Annotated in this window: 18 protein-coding genes and 1 tRNA gene; 6 read left to right on the top strand and 13 right to left on the bottom strand. The window is 60.2% G+C overall.

Features of this window, described 5'->3' with window-relative positions:
• The first annotated feature begins 29 nt into the window (after nt 1-29).
• The 3 genes from H8B20_RS20285 to proP all read left to right on the top strand — a co-directional run bounded on the left by H8B20_RS20285 (nt 30) and on the right by proP (nt 2,767).
• Nucleotides 30-344 carry a hypothetical protein gene (locus H8B20_RS20285; RefSeq protein ID WP_042559089.1) on the top strand — a complete coding sequence of 105 codons (315 nt, stop codon included), beginning with the start codon at nt 30-32 and terminating at the stop codon, nt 342-344.
• Nucleotides 344-1,003 (top strand): DUF3313 domain-containing protein, encoded by a 660-nt coding sequence (locus tag H8B20_RS20280; RefSeq protein WP_210624350.1) that lies wholly within the window; start codon nt 344-346, stop codon nt 1,001-1,003. Before H8B20_RS20285 ends, H8B20_RS20280 begins: the two co-directional genes overlap by 1 nt.
• A gap of 261 nt (nt 1,004-1,264) precedes the next feature.
• On the top strand, nt 1,265-2,767 hold the full coding sequence (gene proP / locus H8B20_RS20275; RefSeq protein WP_042559087.1) for a glycine betaine/L-proline transporter ProP: 1,503 nt from the start codon (nt 1,265-1,267) through the stop codon (nt 2,765-2,767).
• A 63-nt stretch (nt 2,768-2,830) separates the two neighbouring features.
• On the opposite strand, the gene H8B20_RS20270 is transcribed toward proP, so the two are convergent.
• On the bottom strand, nt 2,831-3,946 hold the full coding sequence (locus H8B20_RS20270) for an AI-2E family transporter (protein ID WP_210624349.1): 1,116 nt from the start codon (nt 3,944-3,946) through the stop codon (nt 2,831-2,833).
• A 251-nt stretch (nt 3,947-4,197) separates the two neighbouring features.
• On the opposite strand from H8B20_RS20270, the gene H8B20_RS20265 reads away from it, so the two are divergent.
• Complete coding sequence (locus tag H8B20_RS20265) at nt 4,198-5,901, top strand: amidase (protein ID WP_210624348.1); 1,704 nt, start codon at nt 4,198-4,200, stop codon at nt 5,899-5,901.
• Between the two features lie 260 nt (nt 5,902-6,161).
• Here the strand turns inward: H8B20_RS20265 and H8B20_RS20260 are convergent, their stop codons facing one another.
• The 8 genes from H8B20_RS20260 to fdnG form a co-directional block, all read right to left on the bottom strand.
• Nucleotides 6,162-6,629, bottom strand: coding sequence for a hypothetical protein (locus tag H8B20_RS20260; RefSeq protein WP_228732717.1), 468 nt, complete (start codon nt 6,627-6,629; stop codon nt 6,162-6,164).
• Between the two features lie 84 nt (nt 6,630-6,713).
• Nucleotides 6,714-6,809: transfer RNA gene (locus tag H8B20_RS20255), tRNA-Sec, on the bottom strand.
• A 6-nt stretch (nt 6,810-6,815) separates the two neighbouring features.
• The gene (gene selB, locus H8B20_RS20250) at nt 6,816-8,732 is read right to left on the bottom strand and encodes a selenocysteine-specific translation elongation factor (protein ID WP_210624622.1); all 1,917 of its coding nucleotides are present in this window, start codon (nt 8,730-8,732) and stop codon (nt 6,816-6,818) included.
• A complete protein-coding gene (gene selA, locus H8B20_RS20245; protein ID WP_210624347.1) occupies nt 8,729-10,141 on the bottom strand; it encodes an L-seryl-tRNA(Sec) selenium transferase in 1,413 nt (470 codons plus the stop codon). Before selA ends, selB begins: the two co-directional genes overlap by 4 nt.
• A 48-nt stretch (nt 10,142-10,189) precedes the next feature.
• On the bottom strand, nt 10,190-11,116 hold the full coding sequence (gene fdhE / locus H8B20_RS20240) for a formate dehydrogenase accessory protein FdhE (RefSeq protein WP_210624346.1): 927 nt from the start codon (nt 11,114-11,116) through the stop codon (nt 10,190-10,192).
• Nucleotides 11,117-11,119: 3 nt separating this feature from the next.
• The gene (locus H8B20_RS20235) at nt 11,120-11,785 is read right to left on the bottom strand and encodes a formate dehydrogenase subunit gamma (RefSeq protein WP_210624345.1); all 666 of its coding nucleotides are present in this window, start codon (nt 11,783-11,785) and stop codon (nt 11,120-11,122) included.
• Nucleotides 11,782-12,717, bottom strand: coding sequence for a formate dehydrogenase subunit beta (gene fdxH, locus H8B20_RS20230; protein ID WP_210624344.1), 936 nt, complete (start codon nt 12,715-12,717; stop codon nt 11,782-11,784). The genes H8B20_RS20235 and fdxH overlap by 4 nt, the downstream gene beginning before the upstream one ends.
• Entirely contained in the window at nt 12,718-15,783 is a 3,066-nt protein-coding gene (gene fdnG / locus H8B20_RS20225) for a formate dehydrogenase-N subunit alpha (protein ID WP_210624343.1), read from the bottom strand.
• Between the two features lie 332 nt (nt 15,784-16,115).
• Between fdnG and H8B20_RS20220 the strand changes: the two genes are divergently transcribed.
• Together H8B20_RS20220 and H8B20_RS20215 are read left to right on the top strand one after the other, a co-directional pair.
• Complete coding sequence (locus H8B20_RS20220; RefSeq protein WP_210624342.1) at nt 16,116-17,270, top strand: MalY/PatB family protein; 1,155 nt, start codon at nt 16,116-16,118, stop codon at nt 17,268-17,270.
• A 166-nt stretch (nt 17,271-17,436) separates the two neighbouring features.
• On the top strand, nt 17,437-18,216 hold the full coding sequence (locus H8B20_RS20215; protein ID WP_042559075.1) for a TSUP family transporter: 780 nt from the start codon (nt 17,437-17,439) through the stop codon (nt 18,214-18,216).
• On the opposite strand, the gene nudC is transcribed toward H8B20_RS20215, so the two are convergent.
• From nudC to H8B20_RS20195, 4 genes are all read right to left on the bottom strand, one after another.
• A complete protein-coding gene (gene nudC, locus H8B20_RS20210) occupies nt 18,184-19,014 on the bottom strand; it encodes an NAD(+) diphosphatase (RefSeq protein ID WP_210624341.1) in 831 nt (276 codons plus the stop codon). The genes H8B20_RS20215 and nudC overlap by 33 nt on opposite strands.
• 5 nt (nt 19,015-19,019) lie before the next feature.
• Nucleotides 19,020-19,832: a crotonase/enoyl-CoA hydratase family protein gene (locus H8B20_RS20205; RefSeq protein ID WP_210624340.1), complete on the bottom strand. Its 813-nt coding sequence runs from the start codon at nt 19,830-19,832 to the stop codon at nt 19,020-19,022.
• Nucleotides 19,833-20,019: 187 nt separating this feature from the next.
• Complete coding sequence (locus H8B20_RS20200) at nt 20,020-20,943, bottom strand: magnesium transporter CorA family protein (protein WP_047301020.1); 924 nt, start codon at nt 20,941-20,943, stop codon at nt 20,020-20,022.
• A gap of 7 nt (nt 20,944-20,950) precedes the next feature.
• Nucleotides 20,951-22,525, bottom strand: coding sequence for a RimK family protein (locus H8B20_RS20195; protein ID WP_042559071.1), 1,575 nt, complete (start codon nt 22,523-22,525; stop codon nt 20,951-20,953).
• Between the last annotated feature and the right edge of the window lie 2 nt (nt 22,526-22,527).

Below are 22,527 nucleotides of genomic sequence, written 5' to 3'. Positions count from 1 at the left end.
GCACACCTTTCCAAATCAGGGGGTTGTTCATGAAGGCCTTACACAGCAGGTATACCGCCGAGGGGCATAACGCCCAATATCCGTTGATCCTCAGCCAGCGCACGACAGCACCGACACACGATACGCCGATCCTGTTTCAGGAGTTTTGCCTGGGATTGTCCAGTGATCAGAGCCGGATTGTCCTGCGCCGTTACTTCGAGCAGTTCAGCCCGACCAACGCCCAGTGGGTGGAGTACGCCCATTCGATACCGGCCGCCGACCTCATCCACTGGATCATGACGCACGGCCAGTTGCACATCGAGTGTTCGCAAGACACCCCGCCAAAGCACAAGGAATCGCATTGATGAGAAGCCATTGCCTGATGTCGATTTTGTGCACGGCGTCCCTGAGCATGTCGGCTTGCAGCAGCCAAAAGGTCGAACATACCGGGTTTCTGCACGACTACAGCGTATTGAAGGAGCACAAGTCGCCTTCGGGTCAGGACGTATTGGGTTGGGTCAGTCCGGCATTGGTCAGAGGTCGTTACACCCAGGCCTATTTGGCGCCGAGTCAGTTCTATCCCAGCGCAGAGCCGACTGACCGGATTCCAATGAGCACGCTGTCCGGGGTGACCGAGTATTACGACGCAGCCCTCAGGCATGAACTGGGCAAAGTGCTGCAACTGGTGTCCACGCCCGGCCCGAATACGCTGATCGTCAGGCCGGCTATCACCCGGGTCAGTGCCAGCACCCAAGGCCTGCAATTTTATGAATGGCTGCCGGTCACACTGGTCGCGGCTGGCGTGAGCACCGCCACCGGCATCCGCGATCAGGACAGTGAAATCGCCACGGAAGTCTCTTTCGAGGACGGTTCGACCGGCGAAGTGGTGGCCGAAGTCGTGCGCAAGGGCACCGGCGTGCCGCTGGAAAACGACAAACAGGTGCTGAGCGCCGACGACGTCAAAGTGGTGCTGGATGGCTGGGCCAGTGATCTGGGTAAATCGTACGTGGCGATTCGTAAGTAGAGCCCGTGGCCGGGTGCATCGGTCGTAAAGCCGTTTTTTGTCTGATGTGAAGTGCAGCTTTCGACAGCCCTCGGGACACTGCCCCCCCGTAGGAACTGTCGCGTGAAACGAAGCTGCGATCTTTTGATCTCGTGTTTGAAAATTAAAAAAAGCCGCGAGCGGTGAATTATTTCGTGTCCTCATGTATCAGACCCATTAAGCACGCGCCATCAAATAGATGGCATTGACGCGAAAAGATGGATCAGTAAAGAGAATACCCGGATGAAATCACGTAAAAGCAGCGTCAAACCGATTGGTCTGAAAGACATCACAATCGTCGATGACGTCAAGATGCGCAAAGCCATTACGGCCGCTGCACTCGGCAATGCCATGGAATGGTTCGACTTTGGCGTCTACGGCTTTGTCGCGTATGCGCTCGGCAAGATCTTCTTCCCCGGCGCCGATCCTGGCGTACAAATGATCGCGGCATTGGCGACATTCTCCGTGCCGTTCCTGATCCGGCCGCTGGGCGGTCTGTTTTTCGGCGCGTTGGGCGACAAGTACGGACGACAGAAAGTCCTCGCCGCGACCATCGTCATCATGTCCCTCAGCACCTTCGCCATCGGCCTGATCCCCTCCTATGACTCCATAGGTATCTGGGCGCCGATCCTGCTGTTGCTGGCGAAAATGGCCCAAGGCTTTTCCGTCGGTGGCGAATACACCGGTGCCTCGATCTTCGTCGCCGAATACGCGCCGGACCGCAAACGCGGCTTCCTCGGCAGTTGGCTGGACTTCGGTTCGATTGCCGGTTTCGTCCTTGGCGCCGGTGTAGTGGTGATGATCTCGACGATTATCGGCGAAGAGCAGTTTCTCGAGTGGGGCTGGCGTCTGCCGTTCTTCCTCGCCCTGCCATTGGGCATGATCGGTCTGTATCTGCGTCATGCGCTCGAAGAAACACCAGCGTTCCAGCAGCACGTGGAGAAACTCGAACAAGGCGACCGCGAAGGTCTGGCCCGTGGCCCGAAAGTGTCGTTCAAGGAAATCGCCACCCAACACTGGCGTAGCCTGATGACCTGCGTCGGCGTGGTCGCGGTGACCAACGTCACCTATTACATGCTGCTCACTTACATGCCGAGTTACCTGTCGCATAACCTGCACTACAGCGAAAACCGTGGCGTGTTGATCATCATCGCGATCATGGTCGGCATGTTGTTCGTGCAGCCGCTGATTGGTTTTGTCAGCGACAAGATCGGCCGCAAGCCCTTTATCGTCATCGGCAGCATTGGCCTGTTCGTCCTTGCCATTCCGGCGTTCATCCTGATCAACAGCGGCAAGATCGGCCTGATTTTCGCCGGGCTGCTGATGCTGGCGGTGTTGCTGAATTTCTTTATCGGCGTGATGGCCTCGACCCTGCCAGCGATGTTCCCGACGCACATTCGCTACAGTGCACTGGCGGCGTCCTTCAACATTTCCGTGTTGATCGCCGGCCTGACGCCGACCGTCGTGGCCTGGCTGGTGGAAAGCACCAACGACCTGTACATGCCGGCGTACTACCTGATGGTGGTTGCCGTGGTCGGTCTGATCACCGGCGTGACAATGAAGGAAACGGCGAACAAACCGTTGCGTGGCGCCGCCCCCGCAGCCTCTGACCTCGCAGAGGCGAAGGAGCTGCTGCAAGAACATCACGACAATATCGAGCAGAAGATCGAAGACATCGATGCCGAAATTGCCGAGCTGGAAGCCAAGCGCAACAACCTGGTGCAACAGCATCCACGGATCAACTGAACCCTGCGTGGCCCGGTGCAGAATCCTGCCCGGGCTGCTGCAACCTCTTCAGCACTGCGTGAGTCAGGACAGATTTTGCTCTGGCGGCGATTCCAGCACCTGGGTGACGTCGTCGGGTTGATACACCCAACCCATAAACAACGCATAACCGACCGCCAGAATCACCGGCCCGGTGAACAACCCGATAATCCCGCTGGTCACCATGCCGCCGAGGGCGCCGATCAACACGACGGGCATCGGCACGGCCACGCCGCGTCCCAACAGCATCGGTTTGAGCACATCGTCGGAAAGCCCGGCAACCACCATCCACACGGCGAAAATCACCGTCGCGACGCTGACGCCTTGCTGCGCAAAAACAAAAATCACTACAGGTAGCGTGATCAACAGCACCGGCAATTGCGTGATGCCCAGCAACAGCACCAATAGCGCCAATATGCCGGCCGCCGGTACGCCCATGATCACCAGGGCGACGCCGATCAGCAGCATCTGGATAAAAGCGATGCCCACCACGCCCTGAGCTACGGCGCGAATGGTCGCCGTGCACAATTGGGCAATCTGCTGCCCACGCACGGGCCCGGAAATCCGCGTGGTGACGGCGACGGCGGTGCGATGGCCGCTTTCACCGTAGGTCATGATCAGCCCGGCAACGATCAGCGCTACGACGAACACCACAATGCCCGCTCCCACCCCGGCCGCTTGGTGCAGCATCACTTTGCCCCAATCCTTGAGGTGCGGCGCCAGTTCCTGGAAAGCCCAGCTCAGATCCTGCGAAGCGTGCTGCCAGATGCCGAAAATCGGTGGCCCGATCAGCGGCCAGTTCTCGACATTGGCCGGCGGCGGCGGGATCTCGAATTGGCCGCTTTCAAGCACCTGCATCCCGCCCTTCACCGAGTCGGCCACCGAGGCGCCCAGCAGACTCAACGGCACCATCAGGATCAGCAATCCCAGCAACACCAAAATAACCGCCGCCCAGCCGTAGCGCTGACCAAGTTTTGCGCCGAGCATCCGGTTCAACGGGTACAGGGTGACGGCCAGGATCAGCGCCCAGAGCATCACATTGAGAAACGGATGGAAAATGTCGTAACAGAACAGCACCAACGTGGCGATCAACCCCGCACGGATCAGGACGTCAAGCAAAGCTCTGGAGCTGTTGAAAGCGATCAGCGGTTTCTCGTCCACAGTGGTTTTCCTGTCAAGCGTATCGTTAGGAATGCGCTGAGCCTAGATCACCGCCTTGCAGTCTGCCTGTTTGATTGATGGGCCCGCCAAGGAGGCATCGATGGACAAAAACCATCCCGCCGATTACTCCGCGCCCGGCATGGTGTTAAATAGGCGCCAGTCTTAACCTTGTCGCTAAAGCCGTGCACGAGAACTGATATGAATAGCTCTTCAAAAAACCATGACGCTCAACTGCAATCGGCGGTGAACGCATGATCGAAGTCACTGAAGTTTCCATCGCCCAATTGCGCGCTGCGCTTGAGTCCGGCCAGACCACGTCGCTTGAGCTGGTGCAGGCCTATCTCGCCCGCATCGATGCCTACGACGGCGCCGACACGGCGACAGCGCTCAGCGCGGTTGTCGTGCGCAACCCCGAAGCGCTGAACGAAGCCCGGGCCGCCGACGCCCGCCGCGCCAAAGGCGAAACCCTGAGCCCGCTCGACGGCATTCCTTACACCGCCAAGGACAGTTATCTGGTCAAGGGCCTGACCGCTGCGTCCGGCAGCCCGGCCTTTGTTGATCTGGTGGCTTACCGCGACGCGTTTACCATCGAGCGTCTGCGCGGTGCCGGGGCGATTTGCCTGGGCAAGACCAACATGCCGCCGATGGCCAATGGCGGCATGCAGCGCGGGGTTTATGGCCGCGCCGAGAGCCCGTACAACGCTGACTTCCTCACCGCACCGTTCGCTTCCGGTTCGTCCAATGGCGCTGGCACCGCCACGGCCGCAAGTTTTGCCGCATTCGGCCTGGCGGAAGAAACCTGGTCGAGCGGGCGCGGACCTGCTTCAAACAATGGCCTGTGCGCCTACACGCCGTCGCGCGGTGTGATCTCGGTGCGCGGCAACTGGCCGCTGACCCCGACCATGGATGTCGTGGTGCCCTACGCACGCACCATGGCTGACTTGCTCGAAGTCCTCGACATCGTCGTTGCCGAAGACCCTGACACCCGTGGCGACCTATGGCGCCTGCAACCCTGGGTGCCGATTCCGAGTGTCAGCACCGTACGCCCCGCCGCTTACGCCGAACTGGCTGCCGACCGCACCGCGCTGGCCGGCAAGCGCTTCGCCGTGCCGCGCATGTTCATCAACGCCGACCCTGACGCTGGCACCAGCGAAGCGCCGGGCATCGGCGGCCCCACCGGCCAACGCATCAACACGCGCGCGTCGGTGATCGATCTGTGGAAACAGGCACGTCAGGCGCTGGAAACCGCCGGTGCCGAAGTGATCGAAACCGACTTTCCGCTGGTCTCCAACTGCGAAGGCGACCGCCCCGGCGCACCGACCGTGTTCACCCGTGGGCTGGTGTCCAAAGAGTTTCTCCACCATGAACTGTGGGACCTGACCGCCTGGGCTTTTGACGACTTCCTGCAAGCCAACGGCGACCCGAAGCTCAATCGTCTGGTCGACGTCGACGGTGCGAAAATCTTCCCGCACGAGCCGGGCACTCTGCCCAACCGTGAGGGTGACCTTGTCGCCGGCATGGACGAATACGTACGCATGGCCGAGCGTGGCATCACGCCGTGGAATGAAATCTCCACTGTTCCCGATGGCTTGCGTGGCCTGGAACAAACCCGGCGCATCGATCTTGAGGACTGGATGGATAAGCTGGGCCTCGACGCCGTGCTGTTCCCGACCGTCGCCGATGTCGCCCCGGCGGATGCGGATGTGAACCCGGAGTCCGCCGACATCGCCTGGAGCAACGGCATCTGGGTCGCCAATGGCAACCTCGCGATCCGCCACCTGGGCGTGCCCACCGTCACCGTGCCGATGGGCGTCATGGCCGACATCGGCATGCCGGTCGGCCTGACCTTCGCCGGCCGCGCTTACGACGACTCGAACCTGCTGCGCCTGGCCGCGGCGTTTGAATCGACGGGCAGTAAACGCATGATCCCGCCACGCACCCCGCCGTTGTCATAACGCGGTCAAGCTGTGGGAGTGAGCCTGCTCGCGAGAGCGGTGTGTCAGTGGATAGAAATGTTGCTTGATGCACTGCAAACGCTGGCAAGCCAGCTCCCACAATTTTATCTGTTACCAAAAATGGTGGGCACATCCCAAATCCCTGTGGGAGCTGGCTTGCCAGCGATGGCGCCGAGTCAGTCAGCATCGCTTCGCGCACCACGTTGACGTTCGGCGAAATGACAGTCGAAACCCCGGTGTTCGACAAACGCCTTCATCCGTCACTCCGGCATCTCACCGATAATCTCAATCAGATCATCCCGGCGAATTTCATTGGCCTTGACCGCCGCGGCAACATCGCGCCTGGATAAAGGAAAACGTTTAAAAATCTCGTTCAACGTAACGGCATCAATGCTTTCCAACCACTGCGGGACAACCACCGAGCCGCCGTAATTCGGCTCCATCGTCACCGTTTCGTGATCAATCGGGCCTTTGTGGTTGAAGTAGACCAAGTAACGTGTGAACCCTTCCGGGTAACTTTTATCTTCATAAAGCGTAGTGCCCACCGGCAGTACGTAGCGGGTTTCATCACCATTGCGCCCGCCAATCAGCAGCGGCGCTGTGGTTCTGATCATTGACATCCCACGTGTCACCGTGCCGTGCATGATCACGTAGTAAAGCCATCCCGCAGCATTCACACACACCAACAAGGTGAAGAACAGCAAGGTGCTTCTGGTTAGATTTTTCAAGCGGATCTCCGGCAGTCCATTGTCAGGATTGCCGGATGGTACAGGGTAGGCGCTGGCGAGAGCTGCGATCTTCTGTTTGCAAAGTGGCGGAAGGCAGCCGGAGTCGAACCTGCCCGGGAACGGATGCCGTCCCCAACCGGGTTTGAAGCCCGGCCGCGCCACCGGGCGCGATTGCCTTCCTTGAACTCAATGCGCGTCAGCGGTGGCCAGCGCGTTGTCGTAACGGATTTGTCGTGATTCGCCGCTGCGCCGGGTCAGGCCGAGGCGGTCGAAGTATTCGAGGTATTGAATTGAGCGTTTGCGTCCCAAGCCTAGCGCATCGCGGAAGGTTGTCACCTGGATCTGCGGATTTTCCTTGGCCAGTTGCTGCAACATGGCCACCATTTGCCGGAGCATCGCGTCGCTGATAAACAGGTCGCGCACCACTTGATGCATCAGCCCAAGGCGCGCGCGTTTGCGCAGCAGCAAGCGGACAACGGCGTCGTCCTGATCAACAACTCCGGCGATGTCGCGCACCCACGGCGGATCGAATCCGGCCTGTTCGAACAGCGGTTGCAGTTGAAGCCACAAGGTTTCGTCTTCGGCATTCAAGCGCACCTGATGACCCGGCAGGTGCAGCCACGGCCCGCTGGCGTTGATCGAACCGGCGCCGAGCAATTCCTCCAACAGACTGACGAAGATAGAACGCTCCAGCGCCAACCCGCTGAACCGCCGAAGTCGATCCCGGTCCGGGCCCATCTGATCGGGCTCCAGTTCATGAAACTTCGTCAGTTGTTCCAGCAGGGTGAATTTCAGTTGACCCCAGCGCTGCACGTTGAACAGCACCGGCCCTTGGCGCGTATTGATCAACCGAACGTTCTGCGGCAATGACCAGTCTTCGCGCGGACGATTGAACTGGCGTTCCAGCCGCTGCGGATCGAGGCCGCCGGCGCTGTGATTGAGCAACACCGGCAGCACCTGCTCAAAACATTCACTGTGCGCCAAGGCCTCAAGTTGCGCCAGCCGTTCGGGGGTGCGACGTTGGCGGGCCGGGGCGAACGGGTCGAGCACCTGTCCGCCGCCGAGGGTACGTTGCGCACTGTGGTCGCGCAGGATCAGCCGATCGCCCTTCACCGCGTGCACCGGTGCGTTGATCAGCAATTGCGCGAACATGCGTTCGCCGGGGTTCAGGCGCGGGCCTTCGAGCAGGGCGACGCGGGCGATCACGTCTTGAGTGCCGAGGTGCAGATGCGCCGGGTGGAAGTGCTCGAAGGGGCGTTCGCCGGGCAACAGTTGAAACTCGATATCGACCCGTTGCGTTGGCGCGTACAGCCACTCGCTCAGCAGCCATTGGCCGCGGTGGATTTGCTCCAGCGCCAGACGATCGCCGCTGATATTCAATGCCACGCGCTGCCCGGCGCACCCGTGTTCGGAGGGCTGATTCTGCGCATGCAAACCACGAACCCTTACGGCTTTACCGGCAGGCCCCAAAAGCAGTTTGTCGCCCGCCGCGACCACGCCCGACAGCGCCGTGCCGGTGACCACAATCCCGGCACCGGCGACGCTGAAGGCGCGATCGATGGCCAGACGAAAACCACCATCCCGACTGCGTTCAAGCACTTCACGTTGGCTCTGCAGCAAGACCTGTCGCAATTCATCAATGCCCTGCCCGCTCACGCTCGATACAGCCAGAATCGGCGCCTCGGCAAACGGCCCGGCTTCGAGCAAGTCCAGCGTCTGGCGCTGCACTTCCTCCACCCTACCCGCCTCAACCCGGTCGCACTTGGTGATCGCCACCACCGCACGGGGAATGCCGAGCAACTGGACAATCGCCAGATGTTCGCGGGTTTGCGGCATCACGCCGTCATCCGCCGCAATGACCAGCAACACCAGATCAATGCCCTGCGCGCCGGCGAGCATGTTGTGTGTGAATTTTTCATGGCCAGGCACATCGATGAAACCGCTCAGCCCGGCGCCCGGTTCCAGCTCGGCATACAGATAACCGAGGTCGATGGTCATGCCGCGCTCGCGCTCCTGCGGGCGGCGGTCGCCGGTTTGCCCGGTCAGCGCTTGCAGCAACGAGGTCTTGCCGTGGTCGATGTGCCCTGCCGTGCCGACAATCATTGCGCGACCTGCAATAGCGGCAACTGCGCCAGCCATGCGGGCTCGTCGTCGAGTTGGCGCAGATCCAGCCACAACGCGTCGTCATCAATGCGCCCGAGCACCGGGATCGGCAAGGCACGCAGCGCTGCTTCAAGGTTGAGCAGATGACGGCCGCGCAATCGCCTGGACACTTGCGGGCGCAAACACAGCGCCGCACTGGGCAGGCGCGCCACCGGTTGGCTGCCACTGCCGATCATGCCGAGTGACTGCACGGCACCCACACGCCAGACCTCGCCCAAAACGTCAGCCATGGCCGGTTGCAATCGTGACGCCTGCGCAAAAATGTCGGCTTGCGCACGGGTCAACAGGCGCAGACTCGGCAATCGCTCGGCCAGTCGATCCGGATCGCGATACAAACCCAGCACGGCTTCCAGCGCCGCCAGGGTCAACTTGTCGACCCGCAATGCACGCTTGAGTGGGTTCTTCTTGATCTTGGCGATCAGCGCTTTGCTTCCGACAATCAATCCGGCCTGCGGGCCGCCGAGCAACTTGTCACCGCTGAAGGTGACGATATCGGCGCCATCGAGCAGCGCCTGACGCACCGTCGGTTCTGCTGGCAACCCCCAGCGCGTCAAATCCAGCAGACTGCCGCTGCCCAGGTCCTCCAACAACGGCAGCCCGTGACGATGCGCCAACTCGGCCAGCTCGGCGGTCGGCACCCGGGCCGTAAAACCCTCAATGCTGTAGTTGCTCGCATGCACACGCATGATCAAACCGCTGCGCGGACTGATCGCCGCTTCGTAATCACGGGCATGAGTGCGATTGGTGGTGCCGACTTCGTGCAAACGCACGCCGGCGCGGGCCATGATGTCGGGGATGCGAAAAGCGCCGCCGATCTCGATCAACTCGCCGCGCGAGATGATGCCTTCCTTGCGTGCACCGAGGCTGTTGAGCGTCAGCAGCACCGCCGCGGCATTGTTGTTGACCACGGTGACGGCTTCGGCGCCGGTCAGTTCGCGGATCAGGCCTTCGATCAAATCATCACGATCACCGCGTTTACCGCTGGCCAGATCAAACTCAAGATTGAGCGGATAACGCGCCGCCATTTGTACCGCTTCGATGGCTTCTTCAGGCAATAGCGCCCGGCCGAGATTGGTGTGCAACACCGTGCCGGTCAGGTTGAACACCCGCCGAACCTGGCTGCGTTGTTGCTGCACGAGCCGTTCGCCCACCCGGCCGGCCAGCACTTCAGGGCTGATTTCAACCGCCGACAACTGCCCGTTCACCACACTGGAGCGCAGTTCATCCAGCAGCTCTCGCAAACTCGTCAGCAACGCCTCACGCCCATAACGCTCGGCCAGCGGCAGACACGCCGGGTGACGCAACAAACCATCAATGGAAGGTAATCGCAGGGCAACACTTGCAGACATCTGCCACTCCCGAAACAAAAGACTGTCCGGCGAGTGTAGACGCTGCGCTCATTCGTCTCCCGGTGCCAGCAACAGATTCGGTGCCAGGCGCTGATAGCCGTCCTGCGCCAGACGCATGTCCAGCAGCAAACTGCTCAGATCGGCCGACAACGCCTCGGCGTCGGCATCGTTCTCCAGATAGAGCAATTTCAGATAGTTGTTGCAGCCCGGACAGACTTCGGCTCGCAGTGGCGCCTGATTGGCGGCGTGGCGATCATCCTCAAAACTCAGGTAGTCGAGGCCTTTGCTCGACTCGCAATACACGCACTTGACCCTCACCACGTGCCATTCACAGGCGCACAGCGAACACACCAGATAGCGCAAGCCGTTGTGTTTGCCGCGATGGCGAACCACGCCGATCATGGCCGGTGAACCGCAGGCTGGGCATTGGCTGAGGCTGTCGCCGGGTTTGAGTTGCAGGTTGGGCGCGCTGAGCAGCCAGTGGCTCCACGCCGCTTGCAACGCCGCGCCGAGAAACGGCACCAGTTGCGCCGGCACCATGGAATATTGACCGCTGAGCAGCGCCACCGCCCAGCTGCGCAATTGCCCGGAGTCGGCGCTACGCAGCACGCTGATTGCATCGATCACGGCGGGTTGCGCGGGAGGTGCGTAGCGTTGCAGTAGAGCCGCAAGCCAGGCTTGCCAGTCATCTTCGCGGATCAATGTATCGGCGCCGAACGGCGGCAAACCGTGTTGCTGGCACAGGGCAAGCCGTTGCTGATCGACTGGCCCGGTCGACGGCGGATCATCCAGCACTTGCTGCTGAGCCCGGCACAAACCGGCGATCAAGCGCAGATACTCGGCCAACGGGTGCCCTTCGGCCAATCGCTCCAGACGTTCGGCGCGCAAAGTAAAAAGGTTGTGCGGTGGCAGGTGCAGAAACGGCGGCGAACTGGCCGCCGCTTCGATTTCTCCGGGTTCAAGAATGCTTGGCAAAGGTCAGCCCTTTTTGGTGATCGGTCGCTCTGGCACGTCCGGTTGACGCTCATCGCGGGTGATGTCGCGATACCACAGTGCGTGGTGTTTCTTCGCCCAGGCGCGGCTGACCCAACCATGCAGCATCGCGTCGACCGAGCCCTTGATCCACAGCCCTGCGTAGATGTGGATGATGATGCTGAGGATCAGCACAAACCCGGCCAGTGCATGCAGCAGCATTGACCAGCGGATCAGGGTAATGCCGAAAAACGCGCTGAACCAGGCGCGCCAGATCACCAGCCCGGTGAACAGCAACGCGAGCATGCACAGCAGTAAAGTCCAGAACAGCAGCTTTTGCCCGGCGTTGTACTTGCCAACCGGCGGCACGGATTCTTCGTCGTTGACCATGACCCGATCAATGCGCCGCAGCCACTGCCGGTCATTGGCGATGAAGAAGTTGGCGCGCCAGAAATTGAACACCAGCCCGAGAAACAACACGAACATCGCCACACCCATGAACGGGTGCAGAATCCGCGTCCACGGCCCACCGCCGAACAGATGGGTCAACCAGAACATCGATGGATGAAACAGCGCCAGCCCCGACAGCCCGGCCATGAAAAACAGAATCGCCACCAGCCAGTGATTGGTGCGCTGGTTGGCGGTGTAACGCAGGATCGTCTTGTTGCTCATGGCCGGTCCTCCCCGCGTGGGTCGAAGGTATGCACCGCCGGATCAACGACATGCACCGAGGTGTCGGGCGCGGTCGGATGTTCATCCTCTTCAACCCGGTTCGGGCCGATGCGCACGTAGTGGAAGAACCCGGCCAGCACCGCTGCGCCCATCGCCAGCAGGCCCAGCGGTTTGCTGATGCCTTTCCACAAGCCCACCAGCGGACTGATGGTCGGCGCATCGGGCAGACCGGCGTAAATCCTCGGCGTGTCGGCGTGGTGCAGCACGTACATGACGTGAGTGCCGCCGACGCCGGCCGGATCATACAAGCCGGCGTTCTCGAAGCCACGGCTTTTCAGGTCGACGATGCGTTCGGCGGCGTGTTCCTTCATGTCTTCCTTGGTGCCGAAGACGATGGCGCCGGTCGGGCAGGTTTTCACACAGGCCGGCTCCAGGCCTACCGCGACTCGATCCGAACACAGGGTGCACTTGTACGCCTTGTGATCTTTTTGCGAGATACGCGGAATGTTGAACGGGCACCCGGTGATGCAATAACCGCAACCGATGCAGTGATCCTGATCGAAGTCGACGATACCGTTGGCGTGCTTGATGATCGCGCCGGGGCTCGGACACGCCGCGAGGCACCCCGGCTCGGCGCAGTGCATGCAGCCGTCCTTGCGGATCAGCCATTCGAGGTTTCCGGCGTCGGTTTCGTGCTCGGTGAAGCGCATCAGCGTCCAGGATTGTGCGCTCAGATCCTGCGGGTTGTCGTAGGTGCCGTGGTTGTGGCCGACCTCGTCGCGCAGTTCGTTCCATTCCGAACAGGCAACCTGGCAGGCCTTGCAGCCGATGCATTTGGTGGTGTCGATCAGCTTGGCCACGGCCTCCTGATTCCTCACCGAGGGCGGCACCGTGGTGGTGGCCGAGCGGGCAATGATGTCTTGGCTGGCCATTTAGATTTTCTCCACGTTGACCAGGAATGACTTGGATTCCGGGGTCTGTGTGTTGCCATCGCCGAGGAACGGCACCAGGGTGTTGGTCAGGTAACCGTGACGCGTCAGGCCGGTAAAACCCCAGTGCAACGGGATGCCGATCTGATGCACGACCTGGCCGTTGACCTGCAGCGGCCGGATCCTTTTGGTCACTACCGCGACCGCTTCAATGAATCCGCGTTTGCAACTGACCCGCACTCGATCACCTGCAGCGATGCCCTTCTCTTTCGCCAGCACCTCGCCGATTTCGACGAACTGCTCAGGCTGGGCAATCGCGTTCAACTTGCAGTGCTTGCTCCAGAAGTGGAAATGCTCGGTCAAGCGATAGCTGGTGCCGGCGTACGGGAAGTCCTTGGCTTCGCCGAGGGTTTCCCACACCGAATCGAAGATCCGCGCTGCCGGGTTGCTGGTGGCCTGTTTGTTTTGCGGGTGCAGCGGGTTGATGCCGATGGGGGTTTCGAACGGCTCGTAATGCTCGGGGAATGGCCCTTCATTCATCTTGTCGACGGCGAAGAACCGCGCCACACCTTCCGGGTTCATGATGAACGGGTTCATCCCGGCTTCCGGCGGCACGTCGGCCTTGTAGTCCGGCACATCGGTGCCGGTCCAGACTTTACCGTTCCACCAGACCAGACGCTTTTTCGGGTCCCACGGTTTGCCCGCAACGTCTGCGGAAGCGCGGTTGTAGAGAATCCGCCGATTGGCCGGCCAGGCCCAGGCCCATCCCTGGTGCTGATGCATGCCATACGGGTCGGCATTGTCGCGCCGGGCCATCTGATTACCGGCCTCGGTCCAGCTGCCAGCGAAAATCCAGCAACCGGACGCGGTGCTGCCGTCATCCTTGAGCAAGCCGAACCCGGCCAGTTGCGTGCCAGCCTTGACCGTTGCGCCGGTGGCATCGGTGAAGTCTGTGACGGCGCTGCCGTTGATCTCTTTGGCCAGTTCTTCCGGAGACGGCTCGTCGGCGATCTTGTACGGCCACGTCAGTTTCAGCAGCGGGTCGGGAAACTTGCCGCCCTCAGCCTGATAACGCTTGCGCAGGCGCAGGAACAGTTCGCTCATGATGCGGATGTCGGTCTGCGCTTCGCCCGGGCCATCGGCGCCCTTCCAGTGCCATTGCAGCCAGCGGCTGCTGTTGACCAGCGAGCCGTCCTCTTCGGCAAAACAGGTGGTCGGCAGGCGAATGACTTCAGTCTGGATCTCGTCGGTTTTCACATCGTTGTACGGTCCGACGTTGTGCCAGAACTCCGACGTTTCGGTGGCCAGCGGGTCCATCACCACCAGCCATTTGAGTTTGGCCAACGCGCCCATCACGCGGTTCTTGTCAGGCAACGCGGCGATCGGATTAAAGCCTTGGCAGAAGTAGCCGTTGACCTTGCCCTGGCTCATCAGGTCGAACATCTTCAACACGTCGTAGTTGGGGATGTCGAGTTTCGGCAAATGGTCGTAGAGCCAATTGTTCTCGGCCGTGGCGTGAGCGCCGTACCACGACTTCATCAGGCTGACGTGGAATTTGCTGTAGTTCTGCCAGTACGAGAGTTGCCCCGGCCGCAACGGTACTTGCGTACGTTTGTGGATGTAGGTGGCGTAATCCTGCTCGGTGTCGGTGCCCAATGACAGATAGCCCGGCAACGCATTGGAAAGCAATCCGAGGTCAGTCAGGCCCTGAATGTTCGAGTGCCCGCGCAAGGCATTCACCCCGCCGCCCGGCATGCCGACATTGCCCAGCAACAGTTGCACCATCGCCGCACTGCGGATGATTTGCGCGCCGATCGAATGCTGGGTCCAGCCGAGCGCGTAGAGAATCGTCATGGTCTTGCCCGGTATCGAGCACGTGGCGATTTCGTCCCAGATTTTCTGCATGGCATCGACCGGCATCCCGCAGATCTGGCTCGCGAGGTCGATGGTGTAGCGGCTGTAATGCTGCTTCATCAGCTGATAGACGCAGCGCGGATCTTGCAGGGTCGGGTCGACTCGGACGAAGCCGTCCTCGCCCATTTCGTAACCCCAGCCAGACTTGTCGGTATAGCTGCGTTTGGCCACGTCGTAACCACTGAAGATGCCGTCCTCGAAGCCATAACCGGCTTTGACGATGAACGATACATCGGTGTAATTGCGCACGTATTCGTGCTGGATCTTGTCCTCGGTCAGCAGGTAATTGATCAAACCGCCCATGAAGGCGATGTCGGTACCGGTGCGGATCGGCGCGTAATAATCTGCCACCGAAGCGGTCCGGGTAAAACGCGGATCGACCACGATCAGCCGCGCGGCGTTGTGCGCCTTGGCCTCGGTCACCCATTTGAAGCCGCACGGATGCGCTTCTGCTGCGTTGCCGCCCATCACCAGGATCAGATTCGCGTTAGCGATATCGGTCCAGGTATTGGTCATGGCACCACGGCCGTACGTCGGGGCAAGACTTGCCACCGTCGGACCGTGTCAGACACGCGCCTGGTTATCGAACCCCAGTAGACCGAGGCTGCGAATCACCTTCTGGGTGATATAGCCCGCTTCGTTGGACGCCGCCGAGGCCGCGAGGAATCCGGTGGTCAGCCAGCGATTCACCGTTTGCCCGTTGGCATTTTTCTCGATGAAATTGGCGTCGCGGTCGGTTTTCATCAGGTCGACGATGCGATCCAGCGCTTCATCCCAACTGATCCGCGTCCATTCGCTGCTGCCAGGTTTGCGCGTCTGCGGATACAGCAAACGGCCCGGGCTGTGAATGAAGTCCAGCAGGCCCGCGCCTTTTGGACAGAGGGTGCCACGGTTGACCGGGTGGTCGGCGTCGCCCTCGATGTGGATGATATTTTGCGCGACATTCTTCCCGGCATCGCCCTGGCTGTACATGATCAAGCCGCAGCCGACCGAGCAATACGGGCAGGTGTTGCGGGTTTCATGGGTGTGGGCAAGCTTGAAGTGACGCACCTGCTCGGCGAAGGCAGGCGTCGGGGCCATGCCCAACGCGCCCAGGCTTGAGCCTGCAAGGCCGATACCGGCGACCTTGAAGAACTGACGACGGCTGAGATCCATCGTGCACTCCTGATCAGGTGGAACCCGGTACTGATGCCGGGCTTTATCTGGACAAACACGGTTGCGGCAACGGGTGCCCGCTTTTTCACTGTAGACAATGACCACACAGACTGTGTGAAAACCGACCGTCGGCCGTTTGTCGGGGCTCTCCCTGACAACTTCAATTCCCTGTGGGAGCTGGCTTGCCAGCGATGACGTCGGCACATCCAACAATGATGGTGACTGATCCACCGTTATCGCTGGCAAGCCAGCTCCCACAGGTTTTGTGTGCTCCCACAAGGTCATGGGCTTATCATGGCGGACAGAACTCACCCGCCTTCACGAGACCGCGCATGACTTTCGATTTTGATCAGGTATTCGACCGCCACAACACGGGCAGCACCAAGTGGAGCCGCTATTCGGCCGACGTGCTGCCGATGTGGGTCGCTGATATGGATTTCGCCGCGCCGCCGGTGGTCATCGAGGCGCTGCAACAGCGCCTGCTGCACCCGCTGGTGGGTTACAGCGTCGCGCAGGACAACCTGCGTGAAGCCATCGTTGCCGACCTCTGGAACAAGTTCGCCTGGAAGGTGCAGCCGCAAGAGCTGATCTTCCTGCCAGGCGTTGAATCCGGTTTCAACATGGCGCTCAAGGCGCTGGTGCAGCCGCAGCAGAATGTCGTGGTGCAAGTGCCGAACTACCCGCCACTGCGCCATGCGCCGGCTCATTGGGGTTTGAACAAGATTGAGCTGGAATTCGTGCCGCAGGCTGACGGCACCTACGCCACGCCGCTGGACACTTTGCGTGATTCGCTGAACGGTGGCGGCGCGCTGCTGCTGAGCAACCCGCACAACCCGATCGGCAAAGTGTTCGGCCGCGATGAGCTGCAAGCGCTGGCGGATATCTGCGTGGCGCAGGACGCATGGATCATCTCCGACGAAATCCATGCCGAGCTGTGCTTCGATGGCCGCGTGCACATTCCGACCGCGTCGCTGAGCGCGGAAATCGCCCAGCGCACGATCACCCTGATGTCAGCGAGCAAGGCGTACAACATCGCCGGCCTCAAGACTTCGTTCATGATCATCCAGGACGCCGCCCTGCGCGAACGCGTCAATCAAGCCCGTTGCGGCATGGTCGACAGCGTCAATCCGCTGGGCATGGAAGCCACCCGTGTCGCTTACAGCGAAGCTGGACCATGGCTTGCCGAGTTGAAAACCTACCTGCAGGCCAACCGTGATTATCTGGTTGAAGCGGTTCGCAGCCGTTTGCCGGGCGTGACCATTAATGTGCCGCAGGGGACTTATCTGGCCTGGCTCGATTGCTCGGCGCTGGATCTGGAAAACCCTCAGCAGTTCTTCCTTGAACAGGCCAAGGTAGGTTTGAGCGCCGGGCTGGACTTTGGCGATCAGAATCAGCAATTCGTGCGGCTGAACTTTGGGTGCCCGCGGTCGTTGCTGGAAGAAGGAATTGCGCGGATGGCGCGGGCCTTGGCTGATCGTAGTGTCTGACGCTTAGCGAGAAGCTCCTGCAGGGTCTTTGAGATCAACGCAAAAACCTGTGGGAGCGAGCCTGCTCGCGAAGACGTCCGTCGACTCGCCGCAACACTTGGAAATGAGTAACATGGCAGCCCTCCGCGCAGCCCCGATCTGCTCCCCTGCCGAATAAGTCGACTCCATGCCTTTTGAACTCAGCGTTGACCTCACCACTTTGGCCATTCTGGCCGTTGTCGCTTTCGTTGCCGGTTTCATCGATGCCATCGCTGGCGGTGGCGGTCTGTTGACCACGCCTGCGCTGCTGACCGCTGGCCTGCCGCCGCATCTGGTGCTGGGCACCAATAAGCTGAGTTCAACCTTCGGATCGGCGACGGCCAGTTTCACTTTCTACCGGCGCAAGCTGTTTCATCCTCGCCAGTGGATGCACGCGATTGTCGGCACCCTGGTCGGTGCGTTGACCGGCGCCGTCGTCGCTCATTACCTGCCGGCAGAATGGCTGAACAAAATGCTCCCGGTGATCGTCTTCGCTTGCGGCCTGTATCTGCTGTTCGGCGGCACGCCAAAAGCGCCGCTGGACAGCAACGCGCCGATCAAGAAGAAGTGGCAATCGACCCAAGGCTTCAGCCTCGGTTTCTACGACGGCGTGGCCGGTCCCGGCACGGGGGCGTTCTGGACCGTCAGCAGCTTGCTGCTGTACCCGATCGACCTGGTCAAGGCCAGCGGCGTGGCCCGCAGCATGAACTTCGTCAGCAACATTGCGGCGCTGTCGGTGTTCGTGTTTTCCGGGCAAGTGGACTGGATCATCGGCCTGAGCATGGGCCTGTCGGTGATGGTTGGCGCATTCTTTGGTGCGCGCACCGCGATCAGCGGTGGCGCCAAGTTCATTCGCCCGGTGTTCATCACCGTGGTGCTGGGGTTGACCGTGCGCCTAGCCTGGCAGCACTGGTTCAGCGTGGCCTAAACGCCGCGCCACATAGACGTCGATCAGGTAACGGGCAATCGATTTTGCCGCCGGCAACGGCGGCAGATCGTGCACGTTGAACCACTGGGCGTCTTCGATCTCGTCTTCCTGACAGACAATCTCGCCGCCCGCGTATTCCGCGTGAAAACCCAGCATCATCGAGTGCGGGAACGGCCAGCACTGGCTACCCAGATACTGGATGTTCTTCACCTCGATCTGCACTTCTTCGCGCACCTCGCGAATCAGGCAGTCCTCCGCCGATTCGCCCGGCTCGGCGAAACCGGCCAGCGTGCTGTAGACGCCAGTGACGAAGCGCGGTGAGCGTGCCAGCAGAATTTCGTCGCCACGGGTAATCAGCACGATCATGCTCGGCGAAATCCGCGGATAACTGCGCAGATCACACGGCTGGCAATACATCGCCCGCTCGCGCGGCACTTGCTTCATGGCTTGCCCGCAATTGCCACAGAAGCGGTGTTCACGGGCCCAGGTGCCGATCTGCGCGGCATAACCCAGCACTTTGTAGATCGTGTGATCGCCGTCGAGCATGAACGCCCGCAGGCCCTTCCAGCTGCAACCCATGACCTCGCTGGCACTGCGCAATTCCAGCAGGTACACCGGCTCGCCATCGAGGTGGCCGATGCCATGCTCGGCCAGCACCGACAAGTCCTGACGCTTGAGCCATTCCCTTGGGAACAGCGCGCCGTTGTCGTCGAACAGAAAGCCTTCGGCGCTACGCGCCACGGCCCAGCCGCCGGTTTGATCGGTGTCCAGTACTGCAGTGGTCCAGCGAGATGTCATGGTTCTCAATCCACAAATTCGGGTTTCTGTTTGCTCATATGGGCGGCCATGGCCACGCGCAAGTCGGTGGATTGCAACATGGCGGCGTTCCAGGTGGCAACGTATTCGAGGCCGTCGTCGATGCGATGGTCACGCATGTAGCTGATCATTTCCTTGGTGCCGGCAATTGCGATGGGCGACTTGGACGCGATGTCGCGAGCGATATCCAGCACACCTTCCAGCAGCGCGTCCTTGTCACTGTAAACGCGATTGACCAGACCGATGCTGCGCGCTTCTTCAGCGCCAAAGTGGCGACCGGTGTAAGCCAGCTCACGCAGCATGCCGTCACCGATGATCCGTGGCAACCGTTGCAAAGTGCCAACATCGGCGGCCATGCCGATATCGATTTCCTTGATCGAGAATTGCGCGTCTTCAGCTGCATAACGCATGTCGCAGGCGGCGATCAGATCGATCGCGCCACCCAGGCAATAACCCTGAATCGCCGCGATGACCGGTTTGCGGCAGTTATCGACGGCGTTGAACGAGGCTTGCAGGGTCAAGATCTTTTTGCGCAGCAGGCGCGCGTTGCGGCCGACATCCTTGCCCAGTTCATTGGCGACGCCGGCGAGCATCATCAGGTCGATGCCGGAGGAAAAGTGTTTACCGTTACCGCTTAGCACCACCACGCGCACTTCGTCGGTGTCGTCGATCCACTGGAAAATCTCGACGATCTCGCTCCAGAACGCGGCGTTCATCGAGTTGATCTTTTCCGGACGATTGATCTGCACATGGGCGATATTGTCGGCCAGTTCGACGCTGAAGGCGGAGTATTGAGACATGGCAGTGATCCTTTACCGGGCTGAAATGAGGCCCGAACTATAACAAGGCATCACGGTGGCGGTTCGGCCAAAAGCGGGACTGTCAGAAATACATAAACCGTGTAGGCGCTGAAGGAGGCTGCGATCTTTTGATCTTGAAAATCAAAAGATCGCAGCCTTCGGCAGCTCCTAAAGGGATTACCAACGATCAACTGGCCAAACGCCGTAGACCAAACAACATCCCTCCCGCTCCCAGCAACATCGCCGCCAAAAACAGCGGATACGAGACCCACCACGGTGTTCCCGCCGTCATCATGCTGAACTCCGACATCCCACCAATGCTCGCAATCAGGTTCAACGGCAAAAACACCACGTTGATCAACGTCAGTTTGCGCAACAGGTTGTTCATGCTGTTGTTCATCAGGTTGCCGCGCGCGTCGATCAGCCCGGAGAACACCGTGGAGTAAATCTCCGCCTGTTTGTAGCACTGGTTGTTTTCGATGATCAGGTCGTCGATCAGGCCGATCGCTTCGCTGTTGAAATGCAGTTTTTCGGCGTGGTTGCGCAGCCGCGTCAGCACTGCGCCGTTGCTGTGCAGGGCGTTGATGTAATAGATCAGGCTTTCGCTGAGGTTGAACATCTGCACCAGATGCTGGTTCTGCATCGAGGCATTGAATTTTTGCTGCAACTCGCGGGCGACCAGTTTGATCACCTTCAAGTGCCCGAGGTAGTGATGGATGTTGTTGAACAGCAGGTCGAGCAGAACATCCAGCGGCGTGTTTAACGGTTGGCGAGTGCCGAGGCCGTGCAGCGGCGTGTCGTCGGTGGCGATCACCAGCAACTGCCCGGGCGAGAAAAGCAAACCGCACGAAGACACTTCAAACGCCAGGCTGCCGCCACCGGAATAGTTTTCCGGGCGCTTCCAGATCAGGAACAAGTGGTCGGGGTGAAACTCGATTCGCGACACTTCGTCCGGATCGAGTGCCGAGGCCAGTGCGTGCTCATCGACTTTGAAATGACTGTGCAGCAGGTCACGCTCGGCGGCGTCGGGATCGCTGAACAGCATCACCTCGGCGTCCAGTCGTTCGACTCGCTGCAAGGCGCCGCGGCTCAATGCAAAACTGTTGATCATCGGCGCTTCACCAGGCCTGGCCGCGACGCTTGAGCTCCAGCCGCCGCACGAACTCTTCCAGCACCAGCGAATACAAGTCGTCCTGCAAATAAGCGTCTTCGATACCGGCGTCCAGGTTCGGGTTGTCGTTGACTTCGATCACCACCACCTTGTCGCCAGCCTGTTTCAGGTCCACGCCATAGAGACCGTCGCCGATCAGGTTGGCTGTTTTCACCGCCAGTTCCACCACGGCGCGGGGGGCCTCGTGGATCGCCATTGTCCGGCATTCGCCGTTGATGTCCTGACCCTTGGCCTTATGGTTGTAGATTTGCCAGTGCCCCTTGGACATGAAGTACTGGCAGGCGAAGATCGGTTTGCGGTTGAGCACGCCAATGCGCCAGTCGTACTCGGTGTAGAAAAACTCCTGGGCCAGCAACAGCACCGAATGTTCGAACAGCTCGGCCGTGGCTTCGAGCAGCGCCTGCTGGCTTTCGACCTTGATCACACCCCGCGAGAAACAGCCATCGGGGATCTTCAACACCAATGGAAAACCAAGCCGCTCCCCTACCCGTTCGAAATCTTCGGGTCGCTCCTTGTACAGAATCTCCGTCGCCGGCATGCCCAGTTGATGGCTGTTGAGCAGGTCGGTGAGGTAGACCTTGTTGGTGCAGCGCAGAATCGAGGCCGGATCGTCCATCACCACCAGCCCCTCGCTTTCAGCCTTCTTGGCGAAACGGTAGGTATGGTTGTCGACGCTGGTGGTTTCGCGAATCAGCAAGCCGTCGTACTCGGCGAGTCGCGCGTAATCCTTGCGCTCGATCAGCTCGACGTCGATGCCCATGGTCTTGCCGACCCGAACAAAGTTCGCAAGCGCCTTGCTGTTTGATGGCGGCAGCGCTTCCTGCGGATCGTGCAAGATCGCCACGTCATACCGCGCCACTTGCCGGGAACGCGGCACCCGCCAGACTTTGCGGCTGAAGCCATCAAGCGCGTTGGCGAATTGATCTTCCTGGTCGTCGCGCAACTTATGCAACGTGCCGGACTTTATACCCTCGATGTGCCAACCGTTAGTTCGACGAAACTCAACTAGCAGAATCGGACAGGGAAACACTTCAAACAATTGTCGAGCCAGATCCTGTAATGGCTCGATATGAGTCTTGCCAAAGTACAGCGTCAGGGTAAAACCTTCGGTATCGCTATAGAGATGATGACTGAGGGCTTTTTCCAGGGTTTTATCAAGGTCGTCCAGCGCCAGGCCGTAAAGTGATTTTTTGGTCAGTTCGCTGATCGTGCGAACCGACGGAATCACTTTGTGGCCACGGGCTTCGGCCAGTAGCGAGCAGTAATAGCCATGGCCGAGGTACTTGTAGCTGCGGCACAGATTGATCACCTGCACACGCTTGCCCGGCTCGCTGTCACGGGTTTGCTCGAGGTATTCCTGCGCCGTGATGATGTCCTCACTGGGGAAGTACGAAGCCCAATCTTCCTTGCGCTCGACAATGATCAACACCCGGCTGGAAGTACCAGTTGCTGAATTTAAATAAGTTGCCGCCGGCAAATTTTGCTCGGATACTTCGCGCCAATGACCCTGTACCGCTGACATAG

This window comes from Pseudomonas sp. P42, from assembly GCF_017973755.1.
Classification (GTDB): Bacteria; Pseudomonadota; Gammaproteobacteria; order Pseudomonadales; family Pseudomonadaceae; genus Aquipseudomonas; species Aquipseudomonas iridis.
The sequence above is the reverse complement of the archived record's forward strand: the minus strand, read 5'-3'. Positions and strand labels throughout refer to the sequence as shown.

Bases quoted from the DNA above. Each gene is read 5' to 3' on its own strand.
- H8B20_RS20285 (WP_042559089.1), top strand. From the start codon at position 30: ATGAAGGCCTTACACAGCAGGTATACCGCCGAGGGGCATAACGCCCAA.
- H8B20_RS20280 (WP_210624350.1), top strand. From the start codon at position 344: ATGAGAAGCCATTGCCTGATGTCGATTTTGTGCACGGCGTCCCTGAGC.
- proP (WP_042559087.1), top strand. From the start codon at position 1,265: ATGAAATCACGTAAAAGCAGCGTCAAACCGATTGGTCTGAAAGACATC.
- H8B20_RS20265 (WP_210624348.1), top strand. From the start codon at position 4,198: ATGATCGAAGTCACTGAAGTTTCCATCGCCCAATTGCGCGCTGCGCTT.
- selB (WP_210624622.1), bottom strand. From the start codon at position 8,732: ATGATTGTCGGCACGGCAGGGCACATCGACCACGGCAAGACCTCGTTG.
- selA (WP_210624347.1), bottom strand. From the start codon at position 10,141: ATGTCTGCAAGTGTTGCCCTGCGATTACCTTCCATTGATGGTTTGTTG.
- H8B20_RS20235 (WP_210624345.1), bottom strand. From the start codon at position 11,785: ATGAGCAACAAGACGATCCTGCGTTACACCGCCAACCAGCGCACCAAT.
- fdxH (WP_210624344.1), bottom strand. From the start codon at position 12,717: ATGGCCAGCCAAGACATCATTGCCCGCTCGGCCACCACCACGGTGCCG.
- H8B20_RS20220 (WP_210624342.1), top strand. From the start codon at position 16,116: ATGACTTTCGATTTTGATCAGGTATTCGACCGCCACAACACGGGCAGC.
- H8B20_RS20215 (WP_042559075.1), top strand. From the start codon at position 17,437: ATGCCTTTTGAACTCAGCGTTGACCTCACCACTTTGGCCATTCTGGCC.
- nudC (WP_210624341.1), bottom strand. From the start codon at position 19,014: ATGACATCTCGCTGGACCACTGCAGTACTGGACACCGATCAAACCGGC.
- H8B20_RS20205 (WP_210624340.1), bottom strand. From the start codon at position 19,832: ATGTCTCAATACTCCGCCTTCAGCGTCGAACTGGCCGACAATATCGCC.
- H8B20_RS20200 (WP_047301020.1), bottom strand. From the start codon at position 20,943: ATGATCAACAGTTTTGCATTGAGCCGCGGCGCCTTGCAGCGAGTCGAA.
- H8B20_RS20195 (WP_042559071.1), bottom strand. From the start codon at position 22,525: ATGTCAGCGGTACAGGGTCATTGGCGCGAAGTATCCGAGCAAAATTTG.